Annotated in this window: 14 protein-coding genes; 9 read left to right on the top strand and 5 right to left on the bottom strand. The window is 46.2% G+C overall.

What is annotated here, in order from left to right:
* Nucleotides 1-531: 531 nt before the first annotated feature.
* From BMX02_RS03890 to BMX02_RS03905, 4 genes are all read left to right on the top strand, one after another.
* The gene (locus BMX02_RS03890; protein WP_091689341.1) at nt 532-1,779 is read left to right on the top strand and encodes a Glu/Leu/Phe/Val family dehydrogenase; all 1,248 of its coding nucleotides are present in this window, start codon (nt 532-534) and stop codon (nt 1,777-1,779) included.
* Nucleotides 1,780-1,913: 134 nt separating this feature from the next.
* A complete protein-coding gene (gene npdG / locus BMX02_RS03895) occupies nt 1,914-2,642 on the top strand; it encodes an NADPH-dependent F420 reductase (protein ID WP_091689343.1) in 729 nt (242 codons plus the stop codon).
* A gap of 352 nt (nt 2,643-2,994) precedes the next feature.
* On the top strand, nt 2,995-4,323 hold the full coding sequence (gene glnA, locus BMX02_RS03900) for a type I glutamate--ammonia ligase (protein WP_091689344.1): 1,329 nt from the start codon (nt 2,995-2,997) through the stop codon (nt 4,321-4,323).
* A gap of 191 nt (nt 4,324-4,514) precedes the next feature.
* Nucleotides 4,515-5,081 (top strand): hypothetical protein, encoded by a 567-nt coding sequence (locus BMX02_RS03905; RefSeq protein ID WP_091689346.1) that lies wholly within the window; start codon nt 4,515-4,517, stop codon nt 5,079-5,081.
* 5 nt (nt 5,082-5,086) lie between these two features.
* Here the strand turns inward: BMX02_RS03905 and BMX02_RS03910 are convergent, their stop codons facing one another.
* The 4 genes from BMX02_RS03910 to BMX02_RS03925 form a co-directional block, all read right to left on the bottom strand.
* On the bottom strand, nt 5,087-5,359 hold the full coding sequence (locus BMX02_RS03910; RefSeq protein WP_091689348.1) for a DUF1894 domain-containing protein: 273 nt from the start codon (nt 5,357-5,359) through the stop codon (nt 5,087-5,089).
* A 1-nt stretch (nt 5,360) separates the two neighbouring features.
* Nucleotides 5,361-6,362, bottom strand: coding sequence for a phosphoribosylformylglycinamidine cyclo-ligase (gene purM / locus BMX02_RS03915; RefSeq protein ID WP_091689350.1), 1,002 nt, complete (start codon nt 6,360-6,362; stop codon nt 5,361-5,363).
* Nucleotides 6,363-6,377: 15 nt separating this feature from the next.
* On the bottom strand, nt 6,378-7,778 hold the full coding sequence (locus BMX02_RS03920; protein WP_244624811.1) for an aspartate kinase: 1,401 nt from the start codon (nt 7,776-7,778) through the stop codon (nt 6,378-6,380).
* Between the two features lie 141 nt (nt 7,779-7,919).
* The gene (locus BMX02_RS03925; protein ID WP_177165243.1) at nt 7,920-9,086 is read right to left on the bottom strand and encodes an S-layer protein domain-containing protein; all 1,167 of its coding nucleotides are present in this window, start codon (nt 9,084-9,086) and stop codon (nt 7,920-7,922) included.
* Nucleotides 9,087-9,243: 157 nt separating this feature from the next.
* Between BMX02_RS03925 and BMX02_RS03930 the strand changes: the two genes are divergently transcribed.
* The 3 genes from BMX02_RS03930 to BMX02_RS03940 all read left to right on the top strand — a co-directional run bounded on the left by BMX02_RS03930 (nt 9,244) and on the right by BMX02_RS03940 (nt 11,937).
* Complete coding sequence (locus tag BMX02_RS03930; RefSeq protein WP_091689356.1) at nt 9,244-10,449, top strand: cofactor-independent phosphoglycerate mutase; 1,206 nt, start codon at nt 9,244-9,246, stop codon at nt 10,447-10,449.
* Between the two features lie 90 nt (nt 10,450-10,539).
* Nucleotides 10,540-11,001: an Hsp20/alpha crystallin family protein gene (locus tag BMX02_RS03935; RefSeq protein WP_091689357.1), complete on the top strand. Its 462-nt coding sequence runs from the start codon at nt 10,540-10,542 to the stop codon at nt 10,999-11,001.
* A 168-nt stretch (nt 11,002-11,169) separates the two neighbouring features.
* Complete coding sequence (locus tag BMX02_RS03940; RefSeq protein WP_394328882.1) at nt 11,170-11,937, top strand: coenzyme F420-0:L-glutamate ligase; 768 nt, start codon at nt 11,170-11,172, stop codon at nt 11,935-11,937.
* On the opposite strand, the gene BMX02_RS03945 is transcribed toward BMX02_RS03940, so the two are convergent.
* A complete protein-coding gene (locus BMX02_RS03945; RefSeq protein ID WP_091689361.1) occupies nt 11,922-12,377 on the bottom strand; it encodes a deoxycytidylate deaminase in 456 nt (151 codons plus the stop codon). The genes BMX02_RS03940 and BMX02_RS03945 overlap by 16 nt on opposite strands.
* 106 nt (nt 12,378-12,483) lie before the next feature.
* On the opposite strand from BMX02_RS03945, the gene BMX02_RS03950 reads away from it, so the two are divergent.
* Nucleotides 12,484-13,386 (top strand): protein translocase subunit SecF, encoded by a 903-nt coding sequence (locus tag BMX02_RS03950; protein WP_091689363.1) that lies wholly within the window; start codon nt 12,484-12,486, stop codon nt 13,384-13,386.
* Nucleotides 13,383-15,077 carry a preprotein translocase subunit SecD gene (locus BMX02_RS03955; protein WP_091689365.1) on the top strand — a complete coding sequence of 565 codons (1,695 nt, stop codon included), beginning with the start codon at nt 13,383-13,385 and terminating at the stop codon, nt 15,075-15,077. Before BMX02_RS03950 ends, BMX02_RS03955 begins: the two co-directional genes overlap by 4 nt.
* Nucleotides 15,078-15,082 lie beyond the last annotated feature (5 nt).

The raw sequence follows: 15,082 nt of genomic DNA on the forward strand, positions 1-15,082 counted from the left end.
CTGCCATATTCTCGTGCAAGGACCTTACAATGCGCCAAGGGTACTACATGGTAGTGCAATATAAAGATAACGTACTGTGATACTAATTCTGTATTGGTCTTTATTCCTTGATCCCTGGTCTGTGAGAAACGTTTAGATCCTTTTCCGAGAGGTTGTGGGTTGATGGATACTGCATGCAGGTCAGTAAATTTTCACATCCTGATAATGGCCTTGAAAAAGTTATCGGAAAAAATCGTGGAAAAAATGTCGAATTCGAAAAAAATGTGGGTATTTTAATGGCATTTATCTAAAAATCAAGCCTTATCCTACGTTTTTCTGTTCTTATTTTAATTCATTTTAATGTCCCGGAATACCGTCAATGCTATATACTACCTATCGGTAATAGCTAGCCTAGTCGTCATACTGGTGATAACATCTTTATAACTACCAATGAGATGATCATTAAAAATTGTTAACAAAAAAGGCTATATATTTTCCATGGTCTTTTTAAAAATAGAATTATTATCTAAAATTAAATGTGAGGTAAATCATATGGCAGAACAGAACCCATTTGAAAATTCAAGAAAGCAGTTAAAGAAATGCGCAGACATCCTTGAGATGGATGAAGGTATCCACGAGATTCTTAGAAACCCAATGAGAGAGATGCACGTGTCCATTCCTATCCGCATGGACGATGGTTCCATCAAGGTATTCCAGGGATTCAGGGTACAGTACAATGATGCAAGGGGTCCAACCAAAGGTGGTATCCGCTTCCACCCAGAAGAGACCGTTGACACAGTCAAGGCACTTGCAGCATGGATGACCTGGAAATGTGCAGTTATGGACATCCCACTCGGTGGCGGTAAGGGAGGAGTTATCTGCAACCCTAAGGAAATGTCCGCTGGTGAACTCGAGCGCCTTTCAAGGAAGTACATTTCAAGCATTTCAATGATCGTAGGTCCTGACAAAGATGTACCTGCACCTGATGTCTACACCAACCCACAGATGATGGCATGGATGATGGACGAGTTCTCCAAGTTCTCCGGTAAGAACCAGGCTGGTGTCATCACCGGTAAGCCACTCAGCATCGGTGGTTCACTCGGTCGTGGCGACGCAACAGCTCGTGGTGGTCTCTACACTGTCCGTGAAGCAGCAGTAGATATCGGTCTTGACCTCAAAGACGCAACCGTAGCTATTCAGGGATACGGTAACGCAGGTTACTTCGCAGCTGCTCTCTGTGAAGAGCTCTTTGGATGCAAGGTCGTTGCTGTCAGTGACAGCAGGGGCGGTGTTGTGAACATGAACGGCCTCAGTGCAGAAGCAGCACAGGCACACAAGATGGAAACCGGTTCAGTTGTCGGCCTCGCAGGAACAGAGCCAATCTCCAACGAAGACCTCCTTGAGCTTGATGTCGATGTACTTATCCCAGCAGCTCTCGAGCACGTCATAACAGAAGAGAACGCAGACAAGATCAAAGCAAAGATCGTCGCTGAGCTTGCAAACGGTCCAACAACACCTGAAGCTGATGAGATCCTCTTCCAGAAAGGTGTACACCTTATCCCAGACTTCCTCTGTAATGGTGGTGGAGTTACTGTGTCCTACTTCGAAATGGTCCAGAACTTCTACATGTACCGCTGGAGCGAAGAGCGTGTCTACAACCGTCTTGATGCTAAGATGACAAACGCATACCACGCTGTCCTCGAGGCTTCCAGGGAATACAACATCAACATGAGGACCGCTGCATACGTCGTCGCTATCAACCGTGTTGTTGAATCAATGGCAGACCGTGGATGGTTCTGAGTATTGCTTAAGAATTCAAAAATACCTCTTGGGTTTTGAAGGGACAGGGGTTTCCCCCCTTCCCTTTTTAGCCCGTATTACTTTTCTGCTTGTCAAAACAGATATAACTAACGTGGGAGATTAATGGGATTGTTATGAAGATCGCAATACTTGGTGGAACTGGTAATATTGGTAAAGGATTTGCTTTACGCTGGGGTCAGAAACATGATGTGATAGTGGGTTCCAGAAGTTCAGAAAAAGCCATGGACGTGGCAGCTGAATATACTCAGATCCTGCGTGATAGGGGCATTGATGCAACTATCGAGGGAATGGACAATAGGTCCGCAGCAGAGGATGCAGATATTATTCTCTTTGCAATACGCTATGAACAGGTACCATCTGTCGTTGAGCTGATAACTCCTGTTCTGAAGGATCAGATCGTAGTTTCTGTGGTAGTGCCTATGGAGAAGGACCGCTGTTATATCCGGCAGGCTGGTAGTGACAATATCCCTGTGACCATTGATGCTAAGGATTCAAAATACAATGCCGATTATTTCTGTTATACGACTCCTGAAGCAGGTAGTGCGGCCGAGGAGATGGTCCGTCTCTTGCCAGAAAACATCGAGCTGGTGTCGGCTTTCCACAATGTTCCTGCAAAGAAGCTTGCAGATCTTGACCTTGATCTTGATTATGATATAGCGGTCTGTGGAAACTGCATGCACTCCAAGAAAATAGTCTTCGATCTTGTAAGGGATATCCCAAACATGCGTCCTCTTGATACTGGTCCTATTGAGACATCTGGCATGGTGGAGTCACTGACTCCTCTGGTGATAAACATTGCCATACGCAACAAGATGCATGATGTAGGTATTCGCTTTGTTTAAAATGATCCTAAAACAGTGGTCAGGGTGCAAAAGCTGATAGCTTTTCACCAGTGACTATATATCCTACTCCATCCTATTATAGGTTGGCTTCTGATAAGGGAAACTGAAAGATTCCGTCCGTCAATATAATTTGGATTTCAAGAAATATCCCCTCAAACAGGGATCTCCAGTTTCCTTCCTTTACCTTATCCTTTTACAGGTCTATTATCAAAGGATGCATCAATTTTTATATCAAAGTAGTTGCCAATTTTTACCAAAAACATGATATATGAAAGGTAGGTTTTAAACAATAATATCATATATATCTGTAAAGTAATTAGGTACAAATCAATCCATTGATGTGGGCGATGCAATGAATATCAATACTAAAGAAGATGTACTCAAGGCCATTGAGGCAAACAATGTTAAGTTTATCAGGTTGCAGTTCACGGACATCCAGGGTGTCGTGAAAGACGTTGAGATCCCGGTGACACAGGTAGAAAAAGCTCTTAGTGCGGGAATATCATTTGATGGCTCATCTATTGAAGGCTTTGTCCGTATCAATGAATCGGACATGGTCCTGAAACCGGATGTCTCCTCATTTGCGATACTTCCATGGAACCAGTCCAAGGGCGTTGTTGCAAGGGTGGTGTGTGATATCTATCTGCCTGACGGAACTCCTTTTGCAGGCGATCCCCGTTTTGTTCTCAAAAAAGTTATGAAGGAAGCTGAGGATATGGGCTTTACACTTAATGTAGGTCCTGAACTTGAGTTCTTCCTGTTCGAAAAAGAGAATGGAAAAGCAACCACAGTACCTCATGATTATGGCAGGTACTTTGAGTTCGCACCTGCTGATCTTGCAGAGGATATACGCCGTGATATTGTACTGACACTCATGGAGCTCGGGTTTGATATCGAGGCATCTCACCACGAGGTCGCTTTTGGTCAGCATGAGATCGATTTCAAGTATGGCGATGCACTTGCCACTGCTGACAATGTCATGACCTTCAAGTATGTTACCCGTACCATTGCAAAGCTCAACGGATTACATGCAACTTTCATGCCAAAGCCTATTTTTGGTGAGAACGGTTCCGGTATGCATGTGAACCTTTCCCTTTCAAAGAACGGGGAGAATGCGTTCTATGATCAGGATGCTGACATGCAGATCAGTGACGAGGCACGCTATTTTATTGGCGGTTTGCTCAAACACGTAAAGGCTATTACAGCTATCTGCAATCCACTTGTTAACTCATACAAACGTCTCGTGCCAGGCTATGAGGCTCCGGTATACATTGCATGGTCCGGTGCCAACAGAAGCTCACTTATCCGTATCCCTGCTGCAAGAGGCAAGGGTACCCGCGTGGAGCTTAGAAGTCCTGACCCATCCTGTAATCCATACCTTACCTTCGCTGCTGTCCTTGCAGCAGGGCTGGATGGTATCAGGAACAAGATCGATCCGGGAGAGTCCCGGGAAGAAAACATCTTTGAGCTTTCTGACAAGGGCTTAAGTGATCTTGGCATTGAGACACTTCCACCTACCCTGAAAGATTCTGCAAATTATCTTGCTGAGAACGACCTACTGCGTGAGGCTCTTGGTGAGCACGTCCACAAGAACGTCCTCAGGCTTGCAAGAGCTGACTGGGATGCATATCGTATTCAGGTACACGACTGGGAAGTCGAAAGGTATCTTAACACTATATGAGGGTTTTGAACTCTCATCCTTCTCTTTTTGTTTCTTTTTTCCTTTTTGTTTTCAGCCTGTATGTTTGTTTCTTTTGCTGTTACTTTTTAATTTATGACAGGGCAGTATCCTTGCAGGGTCCGGGGTAATTGATATTTATTACACTCAAGCGGGCAGGAAAATTTAAGAGCCTTTAATGTTTAGTTCCTCTCATGACAGATGTGATGCTGATCTGGGATAATCCGTTGCTTTTTGAAAAACTGTTTGAGGAAAATGGTCTGAAATGCCAGCGTGTCCTTTCCACAGCCATTGGTACGCCTTTTCTTCCTGCATGTAAATGTGTCATCGTCCCGACGGGGTTTGCCAATTCAGCATATACAAAGATACTTCCGGGCATTGAAAGGAACAGCAAGGCATTTGAGAAGTTCGTAAGTGCCGGTGGTTCACTCGTTGTCTTCGGAGCACTTGTCACAAAATATGATCACAGCTGGTTACCGATGCAGCTTACATACATAGAAAAACACGGGAAAACACATCTTCACAGAGTGGGGGTGCATGAGGCACAGTGCATAGTCGAGGATCCTGGTCTGGCTGTGGAATGTGATGGATATTTCTCTGCGACAGATGGGAATGTCATCTTAAGGAACGATGATGGCCAGGCTGTAATGGTGGTAAAAAAAGTAGGGGATGGAATGATAATTGCCACTACAGTTCACGAGTTCCCTTCCCCGGGTTTCCTCGGTTGTGTCACGGACAATGCCAGAAGATCAAAGATCTGATCATTTCATTGCATGCGTATCTTTTCGATCTCATCCTGTGCATCCGGAATTCTCAGGATGAAAAGACCGCTGCAGGGTTTTATGAACTGGAATATGAGGTCGTTACCTTTGACTCCTATGGGGATGGAATCCCCGCCACGGAGGAGTACTCCCCGTATCTTGTAACCACCTTTAACGTGATAGACCTCATCACATTCTTTTTGGACGAAGTCCTCACATTGCTGTGGTGTTGCTCCTTTCAGGAGGATCTCATAGGGTATATCGTTTATACATGCCATGTTAAACGATCTCAAGTTCTCCAACACGAATGCCGCTTTCGACGATCTTTCCGACGATCTTTCCGCCTGTCATCTCTGCAGCCTTCCTGGCATCCTCTTCCGGAAGAACTATCAAAAAGCCCATTCCCATGTTGAAGGTACGGTACATTTCAAGTTCGTCAACATTACCTTCTTCCTGAAGGAACTTAAAGATGTCATTTGGCTCGATAGGGTCTGTAAAATCAAATCCAAGATCGGTAACTCTTTTGAGCTTCAGGAGTCCGCTTCCGGTAATATGTGCAAGTCCGTGGACGTCACATTCTTTTATTACATCGAGGACTTCCATGTAAATGCGAGTTGGGATCAGCAGCTCGTCACCAATGGTGGTCTCAGGGTTGTAGGGGAACTTATCATGGTATGAGTGTTCTGAGCGATCGACTATATTCCTGACAAGGGTGTAACCATTGCTGTGAACGCCGCTACTTGGAATGCCTACCAGGACATCACCAAGCTGCACTTTTTCACCGGTGATGATCTCATCCTTCTTTACCATTCCAAGACAGGTTCCTGCAAGGTCGAAGCCATTTATGATCTCCGGGAGGGTTGCTGTTTCCCCGCCGACGATGGTCATCTTTGATATTTCTGCACCCCGGGTAAGTCCTTCACCGATCTGGCGTGCGAACTCGTCAGTGTGCTCTTCAAGTGCAAGGTAATCTACGAAACTGATCGGTTCTGCACCTATGGCCAGCAGGTCGTTAACGTTCATGGCGATACAGTCGATACCAACTGTGTTCCAGCGCTTCATCTCATTTGCGATGAGCACCTTTGAACCGACACCATCCGTGGCCATTGCCAGTGCATACTCCCCGAACTCGATGAGTCCTGCATAGTGGCCAATGTCCGTGAGCGGAGCTCCAAGACCCTCGCGTCTGTATGTCATTCCACTTGTCAGTGCTTTGATGGTGGATTCCTCTTTCTCGATGTCCACTCCGGAATCTGCGTATGTAAGATGTTTATCACTCAATTTTAAAGGCCTCCTTTACTGTCCGGACCGTTTCTTTGATCCGAGACCGAATTTCTGGTGCAGCACCCTTACTGCCTCTTCTGCATCCTTCTCACTGATCGCGAAGGAGATATTGTGCTGGGATGAACCCTGGCTGATCATTATTACGTTGATCTTGCCCTTTCCGAGGGCTCCGAATACCTTTCCTGCAACGCCGGGGATCCCGTCCATTCCGGCACCTACCACGGCGACCACACAGACATCTTTGTCATAGGCTACTTCCCCAACAACACCTTTGTTGAACTCGGACCTTAATGCTTTAACAGCTTTCTTAAGGTGAGCTTCCTCGACAACAAGGGACATGTTGGCTTCGGATGAGCTCTGACTGATCATGATGATATTGACACCGGCTTTTGCCAGTGCGGAAAAGATCCTTGCTGCTGTACCGATAGCTCCTACCATCCCGGCTCCTGATATGTTGACGGCAGCCACTTTCCTGATCAGCGTCACTGCTTTTACCACATCTTCCTTCCGTGTCTGGTCTGCGACGATAAGTGTGCCTGGATATTCTATATCAAAAGTATTCTTAACACGAACCGGTATGCCATGCTTTATGGCAGGTTCGATGGCACGTGGGTGAAGTACCTTGGCACCGAAATATGACAATTCCATTGCTTCGATGTAAGATATCTGCGGAATGGGTGATGCTTCAGGAACTATCTTCGGATCAGTAGTCATAATGCCGTGTACTTCTTTCCAGAGCCAGATCTCATCTGCCCGGATAGCAGCACCCACAAGAGATGCGGTAAAGTCAGAACCGCCGCGTCCAAGGGTCGTGATAATACCTTTCTTATCCTCTGCAATGAAACCGGTTATCACGGGGATCGAGGTTTCCACAAGAGCCGATATATTGTTCTGTATCTGATCATAGCTTTTCTCCAGAGGCTGGGCACTTCCGTAATCACTTGTTGTGACAATACCTGCCTCTCCACCGGTAAACGGCATTGAGTCCGTTCCAAGCGAGCGTATCGCTCCACTGATGATCGGCACTGCCAGGCGCTCTCCATAGGATGAGATATAATCAATGGAACGTGGTGTCAGCTCACCGAGATAGCAGATGCCGATAAGCGCCTTTTCAAGTTCATCTATGCGGCTGTCGATGGTCTCGATGACATCGTCGGCGATCCTCTCATCATCAATTGCATAGCCGATAGCATCATAGTGTTTTTTGGCAAGGTCTGTCATGAACTCCTTTATCTGGGAGACCTTTCCTTTTTGTGATGCTTCAGCTGCGTTGGTGAGCAGCCCGTCAGTAACACCTCCAAGGGCCGAAGTTATGGCAACTACCTGATCCCCGGCTTCCCTGTAGCCGATCAAAAGCTGTGCAACATGACGTATCTTCTTCCCATCAGCAATGGATGTACCGCCAAATTTCATTACATATCTCATAGTCTGATCACGTTCTGTATTAGGCTTGATTTGGAATGTGGCTATAAACACGGCAGTGTAATATAAAGATTATGAACGGTGGAACCAATGTATCTATTTTCCTTTGTGAAATTTAAAAGAAAGAGTTGATCAGCTAAACTCTCTCTTGAAGAAGAATGCGGTAAGTGCAAGCAGGGCCGCAACTACAATATAGGTGAATGCCGTGGATTTTGTTATGTCTCCAGCTGAATCGGAAACATCGCCGGTGACATTTTCTCCATCCTGGATGATATCCTCGATCTGGTCTGGTACAGATACACCATCCTCAGGAACACTATCCACTATCGAACTCGTTCCATCAACTGTGAACGATGTCTCTTTTGAAGATACACTTCCATCTGTTGAAACGGTTTCGATGATCACATCATGCGCTCCCGTGTCCAGCTCTTCGGTAATTTTTTCATAGGTTCCCGCATCCACATCATTGCGGATGTCTATGCTCTCATCATCAAGGTAGATCGTTACTTTGGATGCATCATTTTCAAGCTCATAGGATATGATGCCCCTCTCGCCCTCTTTGATCTGATTTCCTGACAGTCCCTGGATGCTGATCTCAACAGTACTCTCAACGTTCACATCTTCCCTTTGTGAGATCTCCTTCAGGAATAGTATATGTGATTCACTGCTTTCAAAGAAGTCGTAAACAGTTGTAATGAAGATCGTACGGACTTCTCCGTTTACGTTCTTGTAGTAGCTGAAAATATCTCCGGGCTCCATTTCCTTTACTTCTTTCACCACATGTCCGTTCTTTTTCAGTGTCACTGTGATGGTCTCTTCATCCACATCAAGGTCGGATGCTGACAGGGTATAGCCTTCTTCCAGATCCATTTCCTCGCCTATGTTCACTGAATCTGATCGGTCATATATCAGGAAATCCTTTGTGTCTCTGGTCGGGTCCAGATACTGCTCTATCCTTATCTTTGTAGCTGTGTCTTTCCCACTGGTTACAAGCTCTTTAGGAGTAACGCGGAAGATCAGGTATTCCTCATCCTCATCATCGTCGTCCTCTGCTTCGATGGTCAGTATGTATTCGAAAGAACTGTTCTCTTTTCCTGTTCCAGCACCATCCTCAACCAGTATCCCATTGTGAAGGATCTCTACCCAGACATCCCCGTTGTCCTCATTGATGTCAACGATGTGGAGTGTATATCCCTGGGCTAACGAGAGTTTTGTATCCCTTTCCACCACACTGTCCGAGTAATGTATTATCGGTTCGTTCGGATCAAGGGATGCTGCCGGGGTTGCTGCAAACAGCATGACAAATATTGCTAGAAGTACAAAATATATATATTTCATTAAACCTCACCATTCACGAAGCACATTTAAACATTGTTGAAATGAGCATATTGTCTTTATAGTTTTGTCGATACCTTCATTTGAAGGTTCCGTGTTTATTACAAAAAGAGGTGTATCATTGAAATATATTATTCTCATCGGCGACGGAATGGCAGATTTTTCCCTGGATGAGCTGGGCGGTAAGACGGTTCTTCAGAAGGCTAATACTCCGAACATGGACTATATGACCAGGAACGGGCTGGCCGGACTTGCTATCAATGTTCCCGAAGGCCTGCCTCCGGGAAGTGATGTTGCTAACATGTCAGTTATGGGTTATGACCCGGATGTCTATTATTCAGGTCGCGCTCCGCTTGAGGCTGCCAGTATGGGTATTCCGCTGGAGAAGAACGATGTTGCGTTCAGGTGCAACCTTATCACAATAGATGATGGCAATATTGCAGACCATAGTGCAGGCCACATAACAAGCGAAGAAGCTCGGGAGCTTATGGAAACCATTGATCGTGAGCTTGGGACCGATGAGCTGAGATTCTATCCGGGTATCAGTTACAGGCATTTGCTTGTTGCGTCCAATGATCTTGGTGCTAAAGCAGACTGTACTCCACCTCATGACGTGATAGGCGGGGAGATGATGGACCATATGCCAAAGGGTGAAGGCAGTGATGTCCTCTGCAGGCTGATAGAAGAGTCGATGCCAATACTTGAGAACCATTCTGTCAATGAAAAGAGAATAAAAGAAGGCAAGAGTCCTGCAAACGCCATCTGGTTCTGGGGACAGGGATATGCACCCTCCTTCCGCACATTTGATGAGCTCTACGGACTCACAGGGTCTGTTATCTCTGCTGTGGACCTGATAAAGGGTCTTGGTATATATGCCGGTCTTGACATTATCGATGTTCCGGGTGCAACCGGATACCTTGACACCAATTATGTGGGTAAGGCGGAATATGCAATGGCATCCCTGAATGAGAGGGACATTGTTGTGGTCCATGTTGAAGCTCCTGACGAAGCAGGTCATATGGGTGACCTGAAAGCCAAGCTGCAGGCTATCGAGGATTTCGATGAGAAAGTCGTGGGCACCGTTCTGCGTGCTGCAAAAGAGGATGATGAGGATTGCATGATAGTCGTGCTTCCGGACCATCCGACACCTATCGTGCTCAGGACGCATACATCTGATCCGGTCCCGTTCCTCATTTATTCAACTCTGGAGAACGAGGTTGACAGTGTGGAAGCATTCGACGAGGATTCCATGAAAGAAGGTTCCCTTGGTGTTGTCCGGGGATGCGATATCGTCCAGATGCTGATCGATAAGGCAAAGCAGGCATAATTCTCCTGCTTTCCTCTGTTTTTGATATCGTTACTTTTTTAACTTTATTTGTCATACATTCTATTGCTTAAATTTTAAGGAGTGGAATATATGAAATTTGGTTTAACTCGTAGGGGTCCCTCTGGATTATCCCGCTGGGATCCATTTGAAGAAATAAGGCAGACACAGGAACATCTCAACCAGTTATTCAGGGAGGTTTCCCCGTTCGGAGGCTGGCCAGAGGGAAAGTCAATTGCTCCCCTGATGGATATCAGGGAAGAGGGCGACAATGTCATAGTTACTACTGACCTGCCAGGTGTTGACAAGAAAGATATCGATGTAAGTGTGAAAGACAACATCATTGAGATCAGCGCAGAATGCAGAAAGGAAAGTGAGTCTGAGGACGAAGGATACACTCAAAGGGAACGTACCTATAGCCGCTTCTCAAGATCTGCTGTTCTTCCATCGAACGTTACTGATGATGGTGCAAAGGCAAAACTTGAGAATGGTGTGCTGACGATCACACTTCCAAAGACAAAGATCGAAGAAAAGCCGAAGATAATGATCGAGTGATCGATCATTCTTCTTTTTAAATCCCGATCATTGGTTTGTTTGCGGCATCAGTCAGAGTGTTTCGTCATATTTTGCTCGGTCGGGGTAACTCTCATCATCGCCGCGAGTTTGTCTATATAGATAGTATTATTTATTTTTGATGCCATTTCTCCTGTCAGAGGTGTCATATTGAGGATGGAACTGTTTACCGTAGATGGTTTGCCGCTTATCAAAAAAGGAGATGACCTGGCGGCTATGATATGCGAGCGCACGGAACTTGAGGACCACGATGCTGTGGTGATCGCTTCCACTATTGTGGCAAAGGCCGAAGGGGCAATGGTACTGAAAAGTGATGTGGTGCCATCCGAACGTGCCATAAACATTGCAAAGAGGATAGGTAAAGATCCTGCACTTGTACAGGTGGTCCTCGATAGGAGTGTGGAAGAACTCGTAAAATATCCTTTGTTGCTTGTGGAGAACCTCAACGGGCATGTGAGCATCAATGCCGGCATTGATGATTCCAATGTGGAGGATAATTACTTTCTGGAACTTCCACATGATCCGGATGGTTCAGCAAAGGCCATAGGTGAGAGAATAGCCGATCGGTGTGGCAAGGATGTCAGTGTGATCATCACGGATACGAACGGAAGGGCTTTCAAGATCGGACAGACCGGCGTTGCAGTGGGTGTCTACCGGATGCACCCTATCCTGGACTGGCGAGGGGAGAATGACCTCTTCGGAAATGAGCTTGAGATCACCGAGGAAGCGGTTGCAGATGAGATCGCATCGGCTGCGAACCTGTTGATGGGCGAAGCTGCAGGGGGGAATCCTGTGGTGATAGTACGTGGTTTTGACCTTCATACAAGGGACGATGTCAGTGTGAAGGAAATGTACCGTCCTGATAATGAGGATATAATCAGAAAAGGGTTGAGGTGCCTTCGTCAGTCCTCTGACTGAAGGTTCACCATTTCAACACCGGCAGCAGCGAAGAACTCCGGGGTGTCGATGTCGGGGTATTGTGTGCTGAAGACAACTCGCTTGATGTTGGAATTTATTATCATTTTTGCGCACAGTATGCAGGGCTGGTGTGTGCAGTAGACAGTTGCTCCTCCGATGCCGACCCCATGAAGTGCTGCCTGTATGATAGCATTTTGCTCTGCGTGCACTGCACGGCATTTCTCATGCCTGGTCCCGGATGCAATATTGTTCTGCTGCCTCATACAACCAATCTCAAGGCAATGTTCCATGTTGCTGGGAGCACCGTTGTAACCGGTTGAAAGTATCCTTTTATCACGGACAATGACAGCTCCTACCTTGTTCCTCAGGCAGGTGGAACGCTTTGCGACCACCTCAGCGATCTCCAGGAAATATTCATCAATTGATGGTCTTTCAGTCATATATGAAAAGAAAACAGCAAGTAGTATATATAAGTTGTAGTGTATGAATTGGACATAAACCAGATATTGATAGTTGACATCTTTTCTGATAACGGAGTATCAAAAAATGGGATCCATTCTAACAGAATATCTTGATTCATTCATAAGGGGGCGTGATGACAAGCAGCTTATCACCATTCCCCTTGTAGTTCTGGCACTCTCACTTTTAGTGTCACTGGTCGTATTTTCAAGTACAGGTGCACCTGTAAAGCTCGGACTTGAGTTTGAGGGTGGTACTATGATAGCGTTCGAGACGCAGGAAACAGCAGGTGTTCTTGAGCAGGCATATTCCGATTATTCATTGGATGATGCCCGTAAGGCAGGAGATCGTGCGATCCTGCAGTTTGGTCCCATGGACAATGAAGATCAGAAAGAACTCGAAAAGGATATAATTTCAAAGTATTCGAACGTTGAGATCAAGCAGATCGGTGCATTATACGGAAAAGAGCTTCAATCACAGGCATTGAAAGCAATGGTACTTTCATTCATCGGAATGGCTATAGTCGTGTTCCTGATCTTCAGGACCGCTGTCCCATCCATTGCAGTAGTGCTTTCTGCAGTCTCTGATATTGCTATTGCTATCGGTTTCATGAACATAGTAGGAATTGAACTTTCCCTGGGCACCGTGGCAGCTTTGTTGATGCTCATTGGTTATTCAGTTGACAGTGACATACTGCTGACAACACGTGTGCTGAAGAGAAGAGGTACTGTCAATGAGAACATCGGGCGTGCAATGCATACGGGTCTTACCATGACCACCACAACACTTGCAGCTCTTGTGGTGATGTACATTGTATCCACATTCTCCTACCTTGTGACATCGTCCGCTTCCCAGGTCAACCTGCTTTCCGATATCTCCATTGTGCTGATATTCGGTCTGGTGGCCGATATCATGAACACCTGGCTGCTTAACACAGGTATACTGAGATGGCATGTGAACCGCAGCAATCCAAGGGGGCGAAGGGCATGAGGGAAGAAGAAGTGAACAAAGGCCTCAAAAGCGATCTTCGTGTATGGTTACTGATAGCAGCAGTTTTGTTCTCAGTCGTCATGATTCATCCGTGGTACTCCTCTGAAGAGGGTGCTACCACCGATCTTAATTATGGACTTGACCTTGAAGGTGGTTCATGGCTCCAGATAAGACTGCAGGGTGCTGTGGCCCAGTTAGATGCTGATATTTCACAGACGGTGCCTGCCATTATTGAATCTGTCATCGGATCATCCATTGATGTGAAAAGTGTTACAGGGCATACGGGAAGCGGTTATTCTTCCGTTGGTACTACTGTTGTCTTTACAACTGATGCATATGTTTCAGATCTCCAGATGGACCTTGCAGGCATCGGTGAATCCGATATTAGTTATTCAGGGAACACCTCCGAGATCATTCTTTATACTAACAAGCAGACGCTTATCACTCAGTATCTTTCCGATTCACTTGATGCTGAGGTAATTCCTCTCTCTCTTGGTGATTCTGTTGAGTACGAGATACGTAAAGAGATCTCACAGGAGGACCTTCAGGTCCTGATGAGTGCAGTAGACGGGTCCATTCTAACAGAAGCCGATGGTACTCCGATATACCGTGAAGGTGTCAGGACCGAGACCCGTGATCTGACCCGTGATATTCTCAGTGACAAGCTGAACTCACTTGGTCTTAAGGACATACCTGTGCGTACCGTGGGTGAGGATTACATCCTTATTGACTTTGCAGGAACTGATCTTACAACGGCAAAGGAGATCGTTGAAAGACCTGGTAAGTTCGAGATACGGGTGCAGACGCAGGGCAATGAGACCGCTCATGTGCTATATGGTGATGGGATCGAGAAGGTCGGTGTTGTGACCTTCCATGACGGCCAGTGGCATACACCTTTCACTCTTAACGAAGAAGGTGCTCTTGCCTTGCAGAAGATCGCAATCGAGACCGGTGCAACCAACGATCCGAATTCACACTGGCTCTACATGTATCTTGATGACAATGAGATATATGGAGCCCCGTTAAGTTATTCAGCAGCTACAAGGCTCACAGAGGTTCCGATCTACTCATGGGAAGCTTCAAGCGGTCCTGATGACGACAGCAAGTCAGAGGCGGAGCAACTCCAGATACACCTGCGTGCAGGTGCGTTACCTGTGAACGTGGTTCTCATGGGGTCCGGACAGGTGGACGCAGCTTTGGGTGCACAGTTCAAGAAACAGACTTTATTTGCCGGACTTTTTGCACTTCTTGCAGTGGCTTTGGTCGTGTTCAGACGATACGGAAAGAAAGAGATCCTGCTTCCAATGGTGGGAACATCCATATGTGAACTTATCATGATCCTTGGAGTTGCAGCGACGATCAACTGGCAGCTTGACCTGCCGGCGATCGCAGGTATAATTGCTGCAATAGGTACCGGTATCGACCACCTTGTGATCATTACTGATGAGGTATTGTACGAAGGAAAACTACCTTCCAAAAAAGTATATCTTGAGAGGATCGCAAAAGCATTTGGTATAATCTTCGCAGCAGCTGCTACAACTACCATTGCAATGTCACCATTGGTCGTGATGGGATTCGGTGCACTCAAGGGCTTTGCCATTACCACCATCATCGGTGTGCTCATCGGTGTGCTTATCGCAAGGCCGGTATATGGTAAGGTCATAAAGGTAGTGCTTGATGAAGCGCAGTGATCTGT

This window comes from Methanococcoides vulcani, assembly GCF_900111645.1.
GTDB lineage: Archaea > Halobacteriota > Methanosarcinia > Methanosarcinales > Methanosarcinaceae > Methanococcoides > Methanococcoides vulcani.

What these genes read in the sequence shown, in the direction of transcription:
- BMX02_RS03945 (WP_091689361.1), bottom strand. Translation starts at nt 12,377, where the DNA reads ATGACTGAAAGACCATCAATTGATGAATATTTCCTGGAGATCGCTGAG.
- BMX02_RS03920 (WP_244624811.1), bottom strand. Translation starts at nt 7,778, where the DNA reads ATGAAATTTGGCGGTACATCCATTGCTGATGGGAAGAAGATACGTCAT.
- BMX02_RS03955 (WP_091689365.1), top strand. Translation starts at nt 13,383, where the DNA reads ATGAGGGAAGAAGAAGTGAACAAAGGCCTCAAAAGCGATCTTCGTGTA.
- glnA (WP_091689344.1), top strand. Translation starts at nt 2,995, where the DNA reads ATGAATATCAATACTAAAGAAGATGTACTCAAGGCCATTGAGGCAAAC.
- BMX02_RS03925 (WP_177165243.1), bottom strand. Translation starts at nt 9,086, where the DNA reads ATGCTGTTTGCAGCAACCCCGGCAGCATCCCTTGATCCGAACGAACCG.
- BMX02_RS03910 (WP_091689348.1), bottom strand. Translation starts at nt 5,359, where the DNA reads ATGGCATGTATAAACGATATACCCTATGAGATCCTCCTGAAAGGAGCA.
- BMX02_RS03890 (WP_091689341.1), top strand. Translation starts at nt 532, where the DNA reads ATGGCAGAACAGAACCCATTTGAAAATTCAAGAAAGCAGTTAAAGAAA.
- BMX02_RS03935 (WP_091689357.1), top strand. Translation starts at nt 10,540, where the DNA reads ATGAAATTTGGTTTAACTCGTAGGGGTCCCTCTGGATTATCCCGCTGG.
- BMX02_RS03905 (WP_091689346.1), top strand. Translation starts at nt 4,515, where the DNA reads ATGACAGATGTGATGCTGATCTGGGATAATCCGTTGCTTTTTGAAAAA.
- BMX02_RS03950 (WP_091689363.1), top strand. Translation starts at nt 12,484, where the DNA reads ATGGGATCCATTCTAACAGAATATCTTGATTCATTCATAAGGGGGCGT.
- npdG (WP_091689343.1), top strand. Translation starts at nt 1,914, where the DNA reads ATGAAGATCGCAATACTTGGTGGAACTGGTAATATTGGTAAAGGATTT.